The following is a 17,236-nucleotide window of genomic DNA, read 5'->3' as shown; positions in this document are numbered from 1 at the left end:
ACGGCAAGAAAATCCTTCGCAGTTTCGATCGGTAATTCACGGGTCGAAATCCGGTTACCCTCACGCAGATTACTGGTGATGTAATTTTTCAGTGACTGCTGATTAATCAGGAATGCCTGATCAAGTACCTGCTGAATATAAATATCGCGGCGGGCGTCCTGATCAAAATCCATTGGACCATCATCCAGTCCGGATTCAATAGCGCGGCGCTGACGTGGCGCCTGCAACCGCACCTGCGCCGGATCAACCAGAGCGATTTCAGGCACCGCCATACGCTCAGCCGCTTTACCCAGTAATTCGTCCTGTTGTTTTTCCGGCATCGCCGCCAGACGCTTGCACACCGCCAGAACATCATTGTGCTGCTGTGACGCCAGATAACTCATCTGACGGATAATAATGTCGGCACGCTTGGTGAAGCTCTGCAGCGCTTTGCGCAGTGCCGGCAACATAATGTCTGAAGCATTGCGCAGACGCATTTCAATGCCGTCGAGAATATTCCACAACACAGACTGTTGATCACCGGCCAGTTCCGGCAACAGTTCGCGCAAACGACGCTCAGCGTTGGCTTTAAAGATTTTATCTTTTTTACGGATATCCTGAATCAGGCGACTGATCTGATCTCTGTGCTTTTCAACGTTATCCGCCGACAGTCGTACCGACAGATCCGGCTGGAAGCGGTTTTCCATAAAATCGAAGAAGGCTTCACTGGCACGCTGCACCAGCAGCTGATCTTCCATCTCCCGCACCAGATCGCGCTTACGCTCTTCCAGTTCTGCGATCACGTCGGTGAAGTCACTGATGATACGCTCGGAATATTCATAAGCATCCAGCAGATCATAAACGTCACCGCGCTCCAGAAAGGATTCCAGTGAATTACGGGTATTCCGCGTATTACGATGACGAGTACGCGCCATGCTGCGGCTTTCCGCAACAAAAGGCTCAGTAAACAGGCGACCATAGCGGGTAAAGGCAAAAGTGCTCTGCAGCGTCGCTTCATCGACCTGCTTTTCTACCCAGCCGTGTTCCAGCAGCTGATTCAACACCCATACCGCCTGATCGCGGCTGCTGCGGAAACGGCCTTCGCTGTCATCCTGAGCTGCCGGCTCATCTTCACCGTCCTGATCATTACTGGCCAGAGCCGGAGAGCGGACCAGCGCCTCCTGAAAAATTTCTATCATGGTGTCACGCGCCAGCGCCTGACCGTAATCGGCACTGCTGGAGCTGTACAGCCGCTGATATAGCTCACGCAGACATTCCATGACCTGGGCCCGGTATTTACCGGTCAGAGGCCGGAAAAACTGCCCTCGTTCCTGTTCAAAAAACATACATTCTTCTGTCTGATAGACCGCCGCAAAAGACCGGTTAGATTACTCAAAGGAGGCGCTTAAGGCCAGTAAAGAAACACCCTGGGCGGCGCCGGGTTTTATCCTTATAAATATTCCGCCAGAGGCCTTCAGCGGATGGTTTTCAGGGGCATTATCTGCGGATATACTGATGCCAAATCCCCCGGGACGTGACCATGCAGGATCAGCCAACGCCAGACAGCCCGTCGGGCTCCGATGCAGCCTTTTATCAGGTAGGCACCGAAAAGTTCATTGAGCTGACACTGGTCACCTTCGGCCTGTTTGGCTTCTGGTGGACTTACCGCCACTGGTGCGCAATCAACCAGCGCCTGCAGAATGAGCAGCAACCCGGCGTTCAGCCACTGCTGCGTACCCTGCTGTCGGTGTTTTACCAGCATGATCTGTACAAACGCATCGCTGCCCGCGCCCGGGTGGAGGGCGAACCCGTACGCTGGGACCCGACACGCCTGTTCGTATTATTTGTCGTATTCACTCTGATTCCATTCTGGCTGCTGATCACCGAACATCCATGGGGCTTTCTGGTGAACCTCATCACCCTGCTGCCCAATCTGCTGGTCAACCAGAGCGTCAACCGGGTGAACGAACACCATCTGCAGTTTTATCAGCAGAATACCGAAATGTCCGGTCTCGACTGGGCGTTGATTGTCGCCGGCCTGATTGGCTGGCTTACACTTCTTGTACTGGCTTTGACCAGTGATTTTTCTTGATACCGGGACAGTAACACTATGGCCACCATCCGGGCCCTGCTCAGCCTTTTCATTTTCAGCCTGATCCTTCCGCTCAGTAACGCACAGGCAGCAGAACCACCCCTGATGACCCTGAATTCGCCCGGTGATTTCAAGCTCGGCGAATACTCTGTCTGGTATGAAGACAGCAGCGCCGTAATGACCCCGGCTCAGGCACTGGCGCTGAGCAGCGAAGCCTGGCAGCAAAGCACCAGTGAAGCGCTTAACTTCGGCTTCACTCATTCCGCCTACTGGCTGCGCCTGAAGGTTATCAACGATTCCGTGCTGAACTGGTCGATCTGGATTCGATACTCCCTGCTGGATTACGTCGACATCTATCTGTGCCCGGCCGGCGAAACCGACATCACACAATGCCACCAGAAGCATGGCGGCGATGAGTACCCTTTCGCCGAAGGCCGTGATATCGACCATCCCAATCTTATTTTTAAAACCCCGATGACCCCGGGACGAGAATACAACGTACTGATGCGTGTTCAGACCAGTGGTACGCAGCAGATTCCGGCGGCTTTTGTCGATGATCAGACGCTTGAGCACGAACTGCTCAACAACAACATTATCCGCGGCGGCTATTACGCCACCATGCTGGTCATGGGCCTGTACAACCTGTTTATCTTCTTCTCTACCCGGGAACGCAGCTACCTCTACTATTCAGCGGTCACCCTGACCTTCCTGATGTTCCATATGAGCTACGAAGGGTCTGCCTTCCAGTTTTTCTGGCCAGGTTACGCCAACCTCAACCACTACGCACTGCCGCTGATGTTCAGTATCAATATGGTATTTATCAGCCTGTTTGTGCCGAACTTCCTGCGCCTGAAGAAATACAGCCGCCCGGCGCACCGCCTGTTCCGGGTTTACACTGCCATGTCGCTGATGTCGCTGGTGATGTTGCCACTGACCCCATATCAGCTGCTGGTGCCACTGAACAACCTGCTGTCCACCCTGCTGCTGATTTCAGCCTTGCTGGTCGGTATCCGCTTCTGGATTCAGGGTCAGTCGTCCGCGCGCTTCTTTACCATTGCCTGGGCCGCACTGATTACCGGCCTGATACTGGCCAACGCGCGCAGCCTCGGCCTGATTCCAACCAATACCCTGACACTCTATGCCTACCAGTTTGGCTCCTTTATGGAAATCATTCTGTTGTCACTGGCACTGGGTGAGCGCATCGTGCGCCTGCAGAAAGAACAACTGGAAGCCCGTCAGGCCATGATGAAGAGTCAGGAAGACGCCATTCAGTATCTGCGGGATTATGAGGATCTGTATCAGAACTCTCTCACCGGTAAGTTCCAGCTGGATGAAGACGGCTACTTTATGAAGAGCAATCCAGCCTGGCGCAAAATGCTCGGCTACAGCGATCAGGCACGCTTTACCAACGAGAATCCGCCCTTCAACAGCCTGCTGGCGGACAGCACCGAACAGCACAAACTGTGGCGCACCCTGCGTGATCAGGGCAACGTACAGGGATTTGTTGTGCAGATGCACGCACCGGGTTCAACTGAGCGCCTGTGGGTGTCACTGACCATTCGCCGCCGCGCAACCAACGAACGCGCCGCCTGGATCGGCTCCGGTCAGAACGTGACCGATGAACACCATACTGAAGTCGCGCTGATTCATCTGCAGAAAGAAAAAACCCAGGCGCTGCGCCAGCTGGTGATGGGGATCGCCCACGAAATGAACACCCCGCTGGGCAATATCCGCATGGCTGAGTCCTTCCTCAATGAGGAACACGAAGACTGGACTGAGGAAGAAATTAACAGCCACCTGAAAGAAGGCCTGAGTCATATTCATGATGGCATTGAGCGCCTGAATTCACTCAACCAGCTGATGAAAAATGCCATCGTTGAGGAAAATCAGTACCCGCAGGAAAAACTGCAGCTGCGTCCATGGCTGGATAACTGGAAACAGGAAATGCACACCCTGCATCCGCAGATCAAACTGAACGCCGAAGTACACAGCTATCTGATCGAATGGCAGACCTACCCGGACGCGCTGAGCATCGTCCTCACCCAGTTGGTCGACAACTCCTGCCGCCATAATCCGCAGCTGGTGGAAAAAGGTGAACTGTGCATCCGTATTGATTTCCGCGAGCGCAACAACCAGTTTGAAATGCAGTATCAGGACAACGGTAAAGGCATCGACGACGAGCAGCGGGAGGTCATTTTTATGCCTTTCTACACGACCCAGCGCACCGAAGCGCGCAGCAAAGGGCTGGGACTCTACCAGACCTACAACCTGGTGACGGAGTTACTGCAGGGGCAGATTGAATGGCCGCGCGATCCTGAAGGCTTTGCCCTGACCGTGCGTTTTAACCTGCCCAAAGAAAAACGTACTGACGATATGGATACCGACCTGCCACTGGACGACCTGGCCGCTGACTGATTATGGGCAGCCTTAACAGCTGCCACAGAGATGTAACACACCCGGTTTAAGCTGCGCACAAAATAAAAGACAACGCAGCTTAAACCCAATGAAATCTGCCCCAGCCTTTATTCCGCACAATCTGACCAGTCACCTGCCGTTCACGCGCGCGGGTAAACCGGGCAGGAATCTCAGAACACTCCGTGCACTCAGGCACCTGCGCAACCTGCCACAGCAAAACTTTGAAAATATTTACCTCGCGCTGGTGTGCGACGTGGCCACGGGAAATGACGACGCAATAATCTTCTGCGCCAGCTTTCCCCTAAGCCACAGCAAATATTCACCACTGCTGCGCCAGGCCGCGCGGATGCGCCATATCACGGCATTACAGAGTGCACGTCAGCAACGCAGCCGCCTGACACAACGCCTGCTACTGGCCGCCGCCACCCTTATTCTGCTGCAACTGCAAAGCAATATGGACAGTCATAACCTGATCAGTGCCGTACTCTGATTCGCCCAGGCGTTCACCGGCGGTATACTGAATCTTCTGGACTGATCCATCAGCAAATAAAGGAACACGCTTATGTACATCGCTATGAACCGCTTCCGCATTAAGCCGGGCTGCGAACAGGATTTTATCGAGATCTGGAAAAACCGTGACAGCCATCTGCAGGATGTACCCGGCTTCAAAAGCTTTAACCTGTTGCAGGGAGCCAGCAACGACGAATTTACCCTGTTCTCTTCCCACGCCGTATGGGAATCCGCTCAGGATTTTGAAAACTGGACCCATTCCGAAGCCTTCCGCAAAGCCCACGCCAATGCCGGCAGCCGCCGCGACATTTATATGGGCCCACCGCAGCTGGAATGTTTTGAAGCCGTGCTCTGAAAAACGGTGATTTATTAAACAAAAAAGCGCCATTAAAGGCGCTTTTTTGTGGATGATGGCCGCTTAACTCTCAACCATCACAACGCAAACATCACAATTCAGTCTTCACAACTCAATCTTCATTAGTTGCTGCGATTTTATGAATCGCCAGATCGGCACCGTTAAATTCATCCTCCTGCGACAGACGAATTCCGGATACGGCTTTAATCAGACCATAAACGATAAACCCGCCAACCACAGCGATCAGAATACCCGCCAGCGTACCCACCAGCTGAGCCATAAAGGTGACACCACCCAGGCCGCCAAACGCTTCTGTGCCGAAGATGCCAGCCGCGATCCCGCCCCAGGCACCGCACAGACCATGCAACGGCCATACACCCAGCACATCGTCAAAATGCGGAAAACGATTCTGAGCAGCGGTAAACACGAACACAAACAGCGCGCCGGCAACACCACCAACAACCAGAGCGCCAACCGGATGCAGAATATCGGAACCGGCACACACTGCCACCAGACCCGCCAGCGGACCGTTATGAATAAAGCCCGGATCGTTGCGGCCCACCAGCATGGCGACAATCGTACCACCGACCATAGCCATCAGACTGTTCACTGCCACCAGACCGGAAATGCCATCCAGCGTCTGCGCGGACATGACGTTAAATCCGAACCAGCCAACGATCAGTACCCAGGAACCCAGTGCCAGAAACGGAATATTGGACGGCGCAAACGCCACCACCCGGCCGTCGCGGTAACGGCCATTACGGGAACCCAGCAGGTAGACTGCAGAGAACGCGATCCAGCCACCGACACCATGCACGACCACCGAACCGGCAAAATCATGGAAGCCAGCACCAAAATTGTTTTCCAGCCAGCTCTGGAAGCCATAGTTACCGTTCCAGATCATGCCTTCGAAAAAGGGATACACAAACGCTACGGTCAGTGCTGAAGCAATCAGAATCGGATAAAACTTTGCCCGCTCAGCAATACCACCGGAGACAATCGCCGGAATCGCTGCAGCAAAGGTCAGCAGGAAGAAGAATTTGACCAGATCATAACCGTTGTTTTCGACCAGCTCAGAGGCGCTGCCAAAAAAGTTAACGCCGTAAGCGATCTGATAACCGATAAAGAAATACGCCAGCGTCGAAACACCAAAATCGGTAATGATCTTAACCAGCGCGTTCACCTGGTTTTTATGGCGGACGGTACCCACCTCAAGGAATGCAAAACCCGCATGCATTGCCAGCACCATCGCGGCGCCAAGCAGAATAAACAGGGTGTTGGCGCTTTGCATCAGCGTCTCAACTGCGCTGTTAATGCTGTTCACGTCAATAGTATCCACTGTAAGCCTCTCGTTTTCTTTTTTTAAAACACCCAGGAAGTCCAACCCATACAGGTGCTCTTCTTGATAAAAATCCCACTTTCAGTGCAGAATTTAATTTTCGCGAGGCTGATTAGCAGGTTTCATACCAGGATTGTCATCTTTGTAATTCACCAGTGGGATATTTAACCGTACTTTTGCACACTTTCAGAGCCATCGGGCCCTGAAAGCGATCAAAAACCGGTGTATTAACGGGAGATGTGGAAGCAGTGATGAATATTCTGCCGACGGGAGAAGTCAAATGGCACTGATTTTGAGCTTACATCCTTAATTGTGAACTCATTTAGTGCATCAATATCCATTTCAAAGCGGCGTAAATTGGTGGAAAAGATCAGCAGACCACCCGGATTCAAGCAAGCCATGGCCTGCTGGATCAACAGCCCATGATCACGCTGGATATCCAGCACCCCTTCCATGCGTTTGGAATTTGAGAAGGTCGGCGGGTCCATAAAGATCAGATCATAACCTTTACTGCGTCCGGGTAAGTTCTCCTCCGCCGCATCGGCCAGCCACTGCAGGCAGTCTGCCTGGATAAATTCATGACGCTGTGGATCGAGATCGTTAGCGCTGAAGTTATCGCGCCCCCAGTTCAGATAAGTGCGCGACATATCAACACTGGTGCAGAATGCTCCGGCAGCGGCGGCGTGCACACTGGCAGTGGCGGTGTAACAGAACAGATTCAGGAAGCGTTTGCCGCCAGCCTGCTCTGCAATAAACAGACGGGTTGGACGGTGATCAAGAAACAGTCCGGTATCCAGGTAGTCTTTCAGATTAACGCGCAGCTGTACCTGCCCTTCGCGCACATTGAAGTAATGCTGCTCGGTATTCTGCTTTTCATACTGCTTACGGCCGCTCTGACGCTCACGACGCTTCAGCACAATGCGCTCAGACGGAATCTCAGTAATCTCCGGCAACACTGCCAGAATATCCAGCAGGCGGCGCTCGGCTTTTGACTCATCCACAGATTTCGGCGGTACATATTCCTGCACGTGCAGCCAGTCTTCGTAACGGTCAACCGCCACAGCATATTCGGGAATATCCGCATCGTAGAGACGCAGACAATGCACATTCTCGCGCTTCGCCCATTTATTCAGCTGTTTCAGGTTCTTTTTCAGACGGTTGGCAAAAGCCTCTACCGGACCACGGATCATACTCACCTGAGGCTGTTCTGAACGCTCATCGGCAGCACCGAACACCAGCAGGCGGGTCTGAATCTGGCCATTCATAAACTTGTACTGTTTATCCAGCGGACGACGGATGCTTTTTGCCAGATCGACGTTGCCGGTAAATACCGCCAGGCGCCAGTCCGGCAGTTTCATGGTGGCATCGTGGAATTTCTGATACAGCGGCGCCAGCTGCGGCAGTTCACTGAGGCGCTCACCATAAGGCGGGTTACACACCACCAGACCACCATCTGCGACGGTATCCTGCTGAATGCGCAGATTTTCGATGTCGCGTTTTTCAAAGTGCGCTTTACCCGCCAGCGCAGAACGGCTGAGGTTGTGTGCCGCTGCACTGAGCTGGCCAGTATCAATATCAAAGCCATAAAGACGGTTCTTCATAGCATTCAGGCCTTCAGTACGACGCTTACGGGCGCTTTCCACTTCCGCCAGCCAGACATCTCGACGGTGCCCCAGCCACTCATCAAAGCCCCACTTCTGGCGGTTCAGACCCGGCGCAATATCCGCGGCGATCATGCCGGCTTCCATGACCAGGGTGCCGGAGCCACACATAGGGTCCACCAGGTGCTTACCTTCTTTGGCCATTTCGGGCCAACCGGCACGGATCAGAATGGCCGCAGCGAGGTTTTCTTTCAGCGGCGCTTTGCCCGGCTGCAGGCGATAACCACGACGGTGCAGACTGTCTCCGGACAGGTTCAGATAAAGGTAAAGCTTGCCTTTGCGCAGCTGAGCTTCGATACGGATATCCGCATCTTTGCTGACCGAAGGACGCCCGCCAAGGTCTTCCCGGAAGCGGTCGACGATGGCGTCTTTGATCTTTTGTGCGCCAAACTGGGTGTTATTGAGGTAATCGGTCCGACCGTGGAAGTCGATGCGGAAGCTGGCTTTCACCGGGAACAGCATCGGCCAGTCCACCAGATTGGCGACTCTGTAGACGTCATCGACACTGTCTACCTGACTTTCCTGCAAAGGCAACAGCAAGCGGGAGGCCAGACGCGACCACAAACAGAAACGATAGGCGGTAACAATATCACCACGCCAGTGCACGCCAAGATGCGTTTCCCGTTCAACTATCCCTCCTAAGCCGTTGATTTCATCTGCTAACAGCGGCTCGATGCCTTTTGGGCAGGCTGCCAGAAAAGTCATTGCGGCGTTCGGGGTTTCGTTTTGCATGTCGATAAAGCCTGTTTCGTCAAATAGCCAAAGACTGTAAGAAAAGCGTCTTTTAGAAGTAATAAATAATTAACAATGACCGCCTCACTTTGTTAGAAATGATAGTGCGCCTGTCATCGCTCTGTGTCGTTTTCCGGAACCCGACGGGCGCACCACTCTCTAAATGATCAGTTCACACAGCGCAGTGCTGATCCAAAAAACAATCCAGCGAGGATGCTTTCTATGAAAAAACAGAAACGCGATATGCAGGAAAGAGCTTTTGCACGTGGTTACCGCGCCGGCGTTGATCGCCGTTCCAAAGATCTCGCCCCACCGGGCTCATACCGCGACGCCTGGCTTGCAGGCTGGCGCTCTGGCCGCGCCGATAACTGGGATGGTTATACCGGCGTTTCTGGTATTCATAAAATAGCAGTCTGATTTCACGGGCCATTAAGCCCAATCCAGCGCTTCCCCTCAAAGGAAGCAAAGCCCCGCTTTTCAGCGGGGCTTTTTTATTGCAGTTTCAGTCAATCTCAATCATTGGCCTGTAATGCCGCAATGGCATCCACGGCCTCAGCGATCAATTGCGGACCACGGTAGATAAAGCCACTGTAGATCTGCACCAGATCCGCACCGGCCTGCATTTTCGCCGCAGCGCCTTCGCCATCAAGAATACCGCCCACGCCAATCACCGGCATTTTGCCATCCAGTGCGCGGCTCAGGTGTAAAACTGTTTCAGTGGCCATCTCTTCCAGTGGTGCACCACTCAGGCCGCCAGCTTCATCACCATGGCGGATACCTTCCACACCATCGCGGGACAAGGTGGTATTGGTGGCGATAACACCGTCGATGCCACTGTTCACCAGAGTCTCGGCCACCATCACAACGTCTTCGTCTTCCATATCCGGGGCAATCTTCACGAATACAGGCTTGTAGCCCCATTCGGCTGCCAGCTGCTGCTGACGCTCCTTGATCGGATCGAGCAGAGACTTCAGGGAGTCACCAAACTGCAGGTTACGCAGCCCCGGAGTGTTGGGAGAGGAAATATTCACGGTAACGTAAGTCGCGTGTTCGTAGACCTTATCGAGACACTTCAGGTAGTCAGAGGCGGCGTCTTCCACGGCTGTATCAAAGTTCTTGCCGATATTGATGCCCAGTACACCGTCAAATCGACTGGCCTTTACCCGCTCTACCAGGTAATCAACACCTTTGTTGTTGAAGCCCATGCGATTGATGATGGCGCGGCGTTCCGGCAGGCGGAACAGGCGTGGTTTCGGGTTGCCCGGCTGAGGGCGAGGCGTAACCGTGCCGATTTCGATAAAACCGAAGCCCAGGCGCGCAAACGCGTCTATGTATTCGCCGTTCTTGTCCAGTCCGGCAGCCAGACCAACCGGATTAGGGAAATCGATTCCCGCCACGGTGACCGGCAGACCAGCGACCTGAGGGGCAAGGTACTTCAGCAGGCCCAGACGCTCACCGGCGCCCAGCATATCCAGCCCCAGTTCGTGGGAAGTTTCCCCCTGCAAACGGAACATCAATGCCCGACTTACGCTGTACCAATCCATAACCACCTCAGATAACTGTATTTAAAACCGGCGGCATTATATGTCACAGCAAAGCTGCTGTAGACGGGTGGTCGGAAAAAAGTGCAGCAGCTGGCAGGAAAAAGCGCGCTGCAGGTCAGAAAACCTTTGGCACAGGACTGTTTGCAGCCTAAACCAGCCGCTCAATGCTGAGAAACTTGCCGGAATCGGAGAAATGGATGCGGAAGCGTCCGTATATGCCGTTGTGATCCACGACTTTCTGCAACACATTAGCCGGGAAACGGGCATTGCGCCCATCTGTGGTGGTCGCCACCACGTGTTTTACGCTGCCACTGTAATAGCGCAGATAATCGTCTGCAGAAATGGAAAGGTCGACCACTATGGCTTTGCTCAAAACTCTCGTCCGCCACCGGCATTGCTATAAAAGGCGGATGATAACGGCAAACAGGCTGGCGTACTATCGCCAGCCTGTCGCTGTTTACGGCCTGACGGGGTTCGGCTGGCGGCTACTGCAGTTCATCATCCACTGAAGTGGTGTGCCGACTGGCCTGGGCCAGATCCAGCAGCTCCCTGAGCGCCACAGAGACCATCGGGAAGCCCACGGTGTCGGTGGCCTTCAACTCATTGAGCATGCTCTGCCAGCGACCGATCAGGCTTTCATATTCGCTTTCCCAGCGTTCGATGGTCTGCTCCAGCGGCTCATCATCCAGCTGACCATTGAGAATACCCACGGTCAGCGCACGCTGTTGCCAGTCCAGATCATCACGCATGGTTTCCCGCGCAAGCGCTTCCCAATGGGTTACTGACGCCAGCGCGTTGACCTGCTGCATAAACCAGTTCAGTGACAGGTGCTCACCCATTTCAAAATAAGCCTGCGCTACCTGATCAATCGGTCGCCCGGTGAGATCCGCGGCCTCGATAATGCCCAGCGCGGAATACAGGTTGGCAGCACCGGCGGTCACTGCCGCCAACTCCTCCGGCACGCCGGCGTCCATACGCTGCTGGTAGGTTGCCTGCCAGCGATCATAGGCAGAACCTTTAAGCATCTGCCCGAGCTTAGCAGCAATACTGCCCACCGCCGGACGGAAGCGCTCGACCTCGGCCTTGATATCCATATTGGCGCGACGGTTACGCAGGAACCAGCGTGCAGCGCGACGCACCAGGCGCATGAGATCGACCATCATGTCTTCCTGTAGCTCAGTGGTGATCTGATAGTCCAGCGCCGTGATGGCCTGCCAGTGCTGATCAAGACAGAAGATATCCCGCGCCGTGGTATAGGCTGCGGCAATATCACAGATGGTCGCGCCGGTAGAATCATGCAGGCGGTTCACAAAGGTGATACCCATGTAATTAACCAGATCATTGGCCAGCTGGGTGGCAATGATTTCACCGCGCAGACGGTGGCGATACAGAGGTTCGTGGAAATCTTTCACCAGTCCCTGCGGGAAAGCAGTTTCCAGAATATTGGCGATGTAACTGTTTTCATTAATCTGCGGACGGTTAAGCTGCTCTTTCAGATCAGCTTTGGTGTACGAAATCAGCACTGATAATTCTGGTCGGGTAAGACCCAGATCCGCCGTTTTACGTTCAAGCAGCGTGTCTTCTGACGGCAGGAATTCCAGCGCCCGGTTGAGCTTACCCTGCCCTTCGTATTCCCGGATCAGCCGTGCGTATTCATCCAGCCGCACCTGACAGTCACGGTAAGCTAACGCAATGGCCTGGGTTTGACGGTAGTTATTATTCAGCACCAGCGCAGCGACGTTATCGGTCTGATCCATAAAGATCTGATTGCGTTGTTTACGCGTCAGGTCACCACTGTCGAGCACATCGTTAAGCATAATTTTGATGTTCACTTCGTGGTCAGAACAGTCAACGCCACCGGCGTTATCGATAAAGTCGGTATAAGACGCCCCGCCATTGAGGCCGAACTCGATCCGGCCCAGCTGAGTCACCCCGAGGTTACCGCCCTCGCCAATGACTTTGGCACGGACTTCACTGCCGTTAATCCGCAGGCTGTCGTTGGCTTTATCACCCACCTGTGAATGCCGTTCCGCAGAACCTTTAATGTAGGTACCGATACCACCATTCCAGATCAGATCAACCGGCGCCTTCAGAATCGCACTGATCAGTTCCGCCGGCTGCAGATGATCTTCGCTGATGTCGAAGCATTTTTTCATTTCCGGCGAGATATTGATGCGCTTGGCCGAGCGCAGGAAAATACCACCGCCTTTGGAAATTAATTCACGGTTATAGTCATCCCAGCTGGAGCGTGGCAGCTCGAACAGCCGCTTGCGTTCTTCATAACTGCTGGCGGAATCCGGCGTCGGATCGACAAAAATATGCATATGGTTAAACGCTGCCACCAGGCAGATATGTTTCGATAACAGCATACCGTTACCGAAAACATCCCCGGCCATATCGCCGATGCCCACCACAGAAAAGTCCGTATCCTGAACGTTAACACCCTGCTCACGGAAATGACGCTGCACGGATACCCAGGCACCACGCGCAGTAATCCCCATTTTTTTGTGGTCGTAACCAATGGAGCCACCGGAAGCAAACGCATCGCCCATCCAGAAACCCCGGTTAACCGAAATTTCGTTGGCAATATCAGAAAAGGTCGCCGTGCCTTTATCCGCAGCTACCACCAGATACGGATCATCACCGTCGTGACGGACGACGTTTTCCGGTGGGATAATCGCCCCCTCACTGAGGTTATCGGTAACGTCTAACAGCGCACTGATAAACGTCTGGTAGCTGGCAATCCCTTCTGCCATAAAGGCATCGCGGCCGCCGTCTTTCGGCAGGCACTTGGCGATAAAACCGCCTTTAGCGCCAACCGGCACAATCACCGCATTTTTAACCTGCTGGGCTTTCACCAGACCGAGAATCTCAGTACGGAAATCTTCGCTACGGTCAGACCAGCGCAGACCACCGCGGGCAACCGGACCACCGCGCAGATGCACACCTTCGACCCGTGGCGAATAAACAAAAATTTCATACATTGGCCGCGGCAACGGCATATCGGACACCGCATGCGGATTAATTTTAAACGACAGGTAAGACTTACTCTTTCCTTCGTCGTCCAGTTGATAGAAGTTGGTGCGCAGAGTCGCTTTAATTAATTCGATATAACGGCGGATGGTGCGGTCTTCATTCAGCTGATCCACATCTTCCAGTGCTGCAATCAGCGATTCTTCGCATTCACTGACCTGCTCAGCACGTTGCTCTGCACTGACATCACGCAGGTCGAAACGCAGATGAAAGAGTTTGACCAGCTGGGCACTGACATGAATATAGCGGCACAGGGTTTCGGCAATATAGCTTTCGGAAATACCAAAGCGGATCTGCTTCATATAACGGGCGAACGCCCGCAGAATGGCAATATCTTTCCAGCCCAGCTGACCACCCAGCACCAGACGGTTAAAGCCGTCGTTTTCTGAAATGCCATGCCAGATAGCACTGAATGAATCCTGAAACAGATTCTTCACTTCGGCAATGTTAATACTGTCTGACAGCGTGTAACGCAGCAGGAAATTATGAATCCAGACTTTCTTCCCATCAGAACAGGTAATTTCATACGGATGCTCACCGAGCACCCGCAGACCAAGATTTTCCAGCACAGGAATGACGTCGGATAACGGCAGAATCGTATCGCGGTTAAACAGCTTGAACCTGAGCTCGTTCTCACCTTCCTCCAGCTCGCGGTAAAAGCTCATGGCCAGATCGCCTGCCGGTTTATCACGCAGTGATTCCATATGCTGAATATCCGCCACCGCCGTGCGCGCGGTGAACGCTTCACGATAACCGGCCGGAAATGCTCCGCGATACAGGTGATACTGATGGTTACCCTGTTCTTCGCCCACCTGCTCACTGAGCGCCGCCTGCAGATCATCCGGCCAGGAACGCACCACCTGAGAAATGCGGCGTTTCACTTTTTCTTCGTCAAAATTAACCGGAGAGTCCGGATTCAGGCGCAACAGGTAATAGGCACGTGCCAGCACCGACTCAGAGAAATAGGTATTAAATTCAACATCCAGCGTATCAAATTCTTCACGCAATACCGCTTCGATTTTGAGCCGCATTTCGGTGTTGTAAACATCCCGCGGCGTGTACACCAGACAGGAAATAAATTTGCTGTAGGAATCTTTGCGCAGATAGACACGGGTCTGGCGCCGTTCCTGAATATTAAGAATACTGACCGCGGTTTTCACCAGCTCTTCGGCTGACGACTGAAACAGCTCATCGCGCGGGTACACTTCAAGAATACGGTTCAGTTCTTTCGCGCTGTGACTGCCCGGGGTAAAGTCGGCCATCGCGCGCACGGCGTTGAGTTTTTCCCGCACAAACGGAATATTGTTGGGTGTCTCGATATACACCATAGAGGTATACAGACCGAGGAAACGCACACCGCGTACCACTCGACCGTCTTTATCGAGGATTTTCACCACTACATAATCCGGATACGCCGGACGGTGTACCCGCGAGCGCGAGCCGGATTTCATAAAACTGACGATACTGGAATCGGTAATAAAATCCCGTACCTCATCTTCCAGATCCGTCAGCTTCAGACGGTCGCGGCTGGCCTTATTGTGGCGGAACAGACCAAGGTCTTTATCGCTGTCGCGCACCACGTAAGACTCACCTGCGTCTTCCTCAATATGGAATTCATCACAGGCGAGGAAGGTAAAGTGATTGGCCTGCAGCCACAGGATAAACTCGCGCGCTTCACGGTAATCCGCCTTGCGGCCTTTCTCTGCCGGTTTGGCCAGCGCCGCCGCACATTCTTCCGCGCGTTCCGAGATGGCCTGAAAATCCGCCACACAGGCGTGCACTTCGGCGATAACGTCCAGTAATTCACTTTCCAGCTGTGCCAGCAGCGCGGCATCAGAATGATGATCAAATTCAATATAGATAATGGCTTCCGGCGTACTGTCTTTTGCCGCCCGGCTCCAGTCATCTTTGCTGATCAGAGTATGTTTACGATCACGCTTTGCGTGCATCACACAATAATGGATGGCGTGCAGCGACAGCTGATGGCTGTTGAGCAGCATACGGATGGAGTCCACCAGAAAAGGGACATCCTCACAGACGATCTCCACCACAGTATGCATCGACTGCCAGCCATGGTTTTCATAGTCCGGATTAAAAACCCGCACCCGGCTTTCACCCGGCTTACGCTGCTGAATGAACTGCCAACAGGACAAAGTGGCACCGTACAGGTCCTCCAGTGCCCGGGCCATCATTTCATCTTCAGGGGCACCGGAGAAATAAATCCGTGCGAAACGCTGAAGAATATCCGCCTGTTCTGCCTGATTTCGCTCCGCGATCAGGGAATTCAGTTCAGTGAGCATAATCTTTTCCATTTTATTGTGATTTTTTCAGCTTAGAACATTTACGACAATTTAAACGCCCGGATGTTACGTTTTTGTAAGCTGCTGCGATTAACGCAGATCGTGCCCGGCCCAATGCAATACGCCATTGATCTGTGACGGTAGCGGGTAATAAGTACGGTAATAAGCCGGGCAATGGTCGACGGCCATTGCTCAGACTGCGACAATCCGTCCCGGTGTGGCCGGAACTTTCTTCAGCCACGCCGCTCTGAGCCATTGACCTGACTCTTGCAGTCAATAAAATCCCTGTTAAATCAACGCTCTGGAAGAAAGGACTATGACAGTACAAGAGGGTTTCGCCCGCCTCAATTCGTCTTTACAGGAACAGATCATCGGCCAGCCGCATCTGGTTGAACGCCTGCTTATCTGTCTGTTAAGTGACGGCCATTTACTGGTCGAAGGGGCACCCGGTCTGGCGAAAACCAAAGCCATCAATGCCCTTGCGCAACGTCTCGAAGGTGACTTCAAGCGTGTCCAGTTCACACCCGACCTGCTGCCCGGCGATATCACAGGGACTGAAATCTACCGTCCGCAACAGGAATCCTTTGATTTTCAGGCCGGTCCTATCTTCCATAACCTGATTCTTGCCGACGAGATCAACCGTGCTCCGGCCAAGGTGCAGAGCGCCCTGCTGGAAGCCATGGCAGAACGTCAGGTCACCGTGGGTGGTGTTACCCGCCCATTGCCGCCGATGTTTATGGTGATGGCGACTCAGAACCCGATCGAACAGGAAGGTACCTACCCACTGCCGGAAGCTCAGCTTGACCGCTTCCTGATGCATGTGGTGATTGATTATCCGGCAGCGGAAGCAGAGCAGCTGATTCTCCGTCTGGCCCGTGGCGAGGCACTGCAGCAAAGCACAGGCAGCGATGTCAAACTCAGTCAGGACGATGTGTTTGCTGCACGTAAAGAGGTACTGAACCTGCACATGAGCGATGCGGTTGAGCAGTATCTGGTGCAGCTGATCATGGCTACCCGCCGTGCCGAAGGCTATGGCAAAGACCTCGACAGCTGGATCGAATTCGGCGCCAGCCCACGGGGTACCATTGCCCTGGACCGCTGTGCCCGCGCCCACGCCTGGCTGAAAGGACGGGATTACGTCAGTCCGGAAGATGTTCAGGCCGTCGCCCATGATGTGCTGCGTCATCGTCTGCTGCTGAGCTTTGAAGCCGAAGCTTCCGGCATGACCGTCAACAAAGTGATTAACGAACTGCTGCAACGGGTACCGGTAATCTGA

At 53.6% G+C, this 17,236-nt stretch carries 12 protein-coding genes; 6 read left to right on the top strand and 6 right to left on the bottom strand.

Features of this window, described 5'->3' with window-relative positions:
* On the bottom strand, positions 1-1,325 hold a 1,325-nt coding region (locus B2Z72_RS18560), incomplete at its 3' end, for a Wadjet anti-phage system protein JetA family protein (RefSeq protein ID WP_297005543.1).
* Positions 1,326-1,519: 194 nt separating this feature from the next.
* Between B2Z72_RS18560 and B2Z72_RS18555 the strand changes: the two genes are divergently transcribed.
* The 4 genes from B2Z72_RS18555 to B2Z72_RS18540 all read left to right on the top strand — a co-directional run bounded on the left by B2Z72_RS18555 (position 1,520) and on the right by B2Z72_RS18540 (position 5,351).
* Positions 1,520-2,071 carry a hypothetical protein gene (locus B2Z72_RS18555; RefSeq protein WP_296983349.1) on the top strand — a complete coding sequence of 184 codons (552 nt, stop codon included), beginning with the start codon at positions 1,520-1,522 and terminating at the stop codon, positions 2,069-2,071.
* 105 nt (positions 2,072-2,176) lie between these two features.
* The gene (locus B2Z72_RS18550; protein WP_296983350.1) at positions 2,177-4,486 is read left to right on the top strand and encodes a 7TM diverse intracellular signaling domain-containing protein; all 2,310 of its coding nucleotides are present in this window, start codon (positions 2,177-2,179) and stop codon (positions 4,484-4,486) included.
* 88 nt (positions 4,487-4,574) lie between these two features.
* Entirely contained in the window at positions 4,575-4,976 is a 402-nt protein-coding gene (locus tag B2Z72_RS18545) for a hypothetical protein (protein ID WP_296983351.1), read from the top strand.
* A 72-nt stretch (positions 4,977-5,048) separates the two neighbouring features.
* The gene (locus B2Z72_RS18540; RefSeq protein ID WP_296983353.1) at positions 5,049-5,351 is read left to right on the top strand and encodes an antibiotic biosynthesis monooxygenase family protein; all 303 of its coding nucleotides are present in this window, start codon (positions 5,049-5,051) and stop codon (positions 5,349-5,351) included.
* Between the two features lie 112 nt (positions 5,352-5,463).
* Here B2Z72_RS18540 and B2Z72_RS18535 read toward each other — a convergent pair whose 3' ends face one another.
* Both B2Z72_RS18535 and rlmKL read right to left on the bottom strand, forming a co-directional pair.
* Positions 5,464-6,675 carry an ammonium transporter gene (locus B2Z72_RS18535; RefSeq protein ID WP_296983367.1) on the bottom strand — a complete coding sequence of 404 codons (1,212 nt, stop codon included), beginning with the start codon at positions 6,673-6,675 and terminating at the stop codon, positions 5,464-5,466.
* Between the two features lie 242 nt (positions 6,676-6,917).
* A complete protein-coding gene (rlmKL, locus tag B2Z72_RS18530; RefSeq protein WP_296983354.1) occupies positions 6,918-9,083 on the bottom strand; it encodes a bifunctional 23S rRNA (guanine(2069)-N(7))-methyltransferase RlmK/23S rRNA (guanine(2445)-N(2))-methyltransferase RlmL in 2,166 nt (721 codons plus the stop codon).
* 222 nt (positions 9,084-9,305) lie between these two features.
* Here rlmKL and rmf point away from each other — a divergent pair, with 222 nt between their 5' ends.
* Positions 9,306-9,500 carry a ribosome modulation factor gene (gene rmf / locus B2Z72_RS18525; RefSeq protein WP_296983355.1) on the top strand — a complete coding sequence of 65 codons (195 nt, stop codon included), beginning with the start codon at positions 9,306-9,308 and terminating at the stop codon, positions 9,498-9,500.
* 95 nt (positions 9,501-9,595) lie between these two features.
* Here the strand turns inward: rmf and B2Z72_RS18520 are convergent, their stop codons facing one another.
* The 3 genes from B2Z72_RS18520 to B2Z72_RS18510 form a co-directional block, all read right to left on the bottom strand.
* Positions 9,596-10,627, bottom strand: a complete 1,032-nt coding sequence (locus tag B2Z72_RS18520; protein ID WP_296983356.1) for a quinone-dependent dihydroorotate dehydrogenase — start codon at positions 10,625-10,627, stop codon at positions 9,596-9,598.
* A gap of 148 nt (positions 10,628-10,775) precedes the next feature.
* Entirely contained in the window at positions 10,776-11,000 is a 225-nt protein-coding gene (locus tag B2Z72_RS18515) for a DUF2835 domain-containing protein (protein WP_296983357.1), read from the bottom strand.
* 112 nt (positions 11,001-11,112) lie between these two features.
* A complete protein-coding gene (locus B2Z72_RS18510; protein ID WP_296983359.1) occupies positions 11,113-15,960 on the bottom strand; it encodes an NAD-glutamate dehydrogenase in 4,848 nt (1,615 codons plus the stop codon).
* Between the two features lie 316 nt (positions 15,961-16,276).
* Here B2Z72_RS18510 and B2Z72_RS18505 point away from each other — a divergent pair, with 316 nt between their 5' ends.
* The gene (locus B2Z72_RS18505; protein WP_296983360.1) at positions 16,277-17,236 is read left to right on the top strand and encodes an AAA family ATPase; all 960 of its coding nucleotides are present in this window, start codon (positions 16,277-16,279) and stop codon (positions 17,234-17,236) included.

This window comes from Thalassolituus sp. UBA6592 (assembly GCF_002433655.1).
Lineage (GTDB): Bacteria > Pseudomonadota > Gammaproteobacteria > Pseudomonadales > Oceanobacteraceae > Venatoribacter.
Note: the sequence above shows the minus strand (reverse complement) of the source record. Positions and strands in the feature narration are given on the sequence as shown.

Bases quoted from the DNA above. Each gene is read 5' to 3' on its own strand.
- B2Z72_RS18555 (WP_296983349.1), top strand. From the start codon at position 1,520: ATGCAGGATCAGCCAACGCCAGACAGCCCGTCGGGCTCCGATGCAGCC.
- B2Z72_RS18550 (WP_296983350.1), top strand. From the start codon at position 2,177: ATGACCCTGAATTCGCCCGGTGATTTCAAGCTCGGCGAATACTCTGTC.
- B2Z72_RS18545 (WP_296983351.1), top strand. From the start codon at position 4,575: ATGAAATCTGCCCCAGCCTTTATTCCGCACAATCTGACCAGTCACCTG.
- B2Z72_RS18540 (WP_296983353.1), top strand. From the start codon at position 5,049: ATGTACATCGCTATGAACCGCTTCCGCATTAAGCCGGGCTGCGAACAG.
- rlmKL (WP_296983354.1), bottom strand. From the start codon at position 9,083: ATGCAAAACGAAACCCCGAACGCCGCAATGACTTTTCTGGCAGCCTGC.
- rmf (WP_296983355.1), top strand. From the start codon at position 9,306: ATGAAAAAACAGAAACGCGATATGCAGGAAAGAGCTTTTGCACGTGGT.
- B2Z72_RS18520 (WP_296983356.1), bottom strand. From the start codon at position 10,627: ATGGATTGGTACAGCGTAAGTCGGGCATTGATGTTCCGTTTGCAGGGG.
- B2Z72_RS18510 (WP_296983359.1), bottom strand. From the start codon at position 15,960: ATGCTCACTGAACTGAATTCCCTGATCGCGGAGCGAAATCAGGCAGAA.
- B2Z72_RS18505 (WP_296983360.1), top strand. From the start codon at position 16,277: ATGACAGTACAAGAGGGTTTCGCCCGCCTCAATTCGTCTTTACAGGAA.